The organism is Lysinibacillus sp. NPDC097287, assembly GCF_044761695.1.
Classification (GTDB): Bacteria; Bacillota; Bacilli; order Bacillales_A; family Planococcaceae; genus Lysinibacillus.
Window position 1 is genome coordinate 1 of record NZ_JBIWCX010000091.1, and the last position, 1,030, is coordinate 1,030.

At 63.7% G+C, this 1,030-nt stretch carries 2 protein-coding genes; both read right to left on the reverse strand.

Translation table 11 applies throughout. The annotated features are described in order from the left end of the window. Positions 1-343, reverse strand: a 343-nt coding sequence (locus tag ACIQ2D_RS22330; protein WP_402867461.1) for a hypothetical protein, incomplete at its 3' end; no start/stop codon positions are given. A gap of 175 nt (positions 344-518) precedes the next feature. Further along, positions 519-1,030, reverse strand: a 512-nt coding sequence (locus tag ACIQ2D_RS22335) for an NlpC/P60 family protein (protein WP_402867462.1), incomplete at its 5' end; no start/stop codon positions are given.

A 1,030-nucleotide genomic window follows, 5' to 3' on the forward strand; every position in this document is an offset into this window, starting at 1 on the left:
TCCACCCGCCCGCGAGCGCGCGTTCATGGGCGAGGCGGATCGTGTCCTCTGCCTCAACCCGTGCCGCGTCGATGGCAGCAAGCTCAGCTTCCGCCTCGCCGATGGCACCGACGAGAGCGACTCTCGTTGCAATCGCCTCCTGCGCCAACGATTCTGCGGCCTTGCGTGCTGTCTCCAGCGCCTTCTTGTGGCTTGACGGCGTTGTCGCGGTCATGGCAGTGGTATCTCCTTCACTCGAGGTTGTGCTCGCATCAATCTCAGCGGTGCTCTGTTGAGGTTCTCCGCTGTCGTTACGCAAATCGTAGTGGCCTGCGGCTGTGCTGTCGGGTGCGCCGTCCGTCACTGTCATCCCCTCCCACTGTGAGTGAGCGCAGACGCCGCTGCAGGCCCCCACTGAATCAATAGCGTCGTCAGCGCCGCCGGGATCAGGGCGGCGGCCCCGACACCACTGAGCGTCGAAACACTGCGACCTGGCCGCTCGGCCCGGCAGTTACTCACAGTGGAAGATAGGTCCGTCATCAGAGGAACCTGGCCGGGATCATGTCCGAACGGACTGCGCTGATCTGCACCAATTGACCGGTCTGAGGTGCCTCGATCATCTTGCCCTCGCCGAGATAGATCGCGACATGATTGGCGCCGTCAGCCTGCCAATTCCCGAACAGCAGGTCACCCGGCTGTGCCTGGCTCATCGGAATCTGGTGTCCGGCGCGGAACTGCTCCTGCGACGTCCGAGGCAGCACCTTGGTTCCGCCGCTTCCGATGAAGTACGCGAAGCGGCTCAGTCCGGAGCAGTCGTAACCGGCGATCGGGCCGCCCGTTCCATCACCCATCGACGGACCGGTCAACAAACCGCCGCCCCACTGGTAGGGAAGCCCGAGTGCCCGCATCGCAGCTTCGATGACAGCGCGAGCGAACTCAACATTGCGAGGAAGGTTGGGATCGAACTTCAGATCCGGCACCGCCGACGGTGCGAACAGGCCTGTGAGCGAGGGTATCCCGGCAGCGTTAGATGGTTGTGCGCTGAACACGG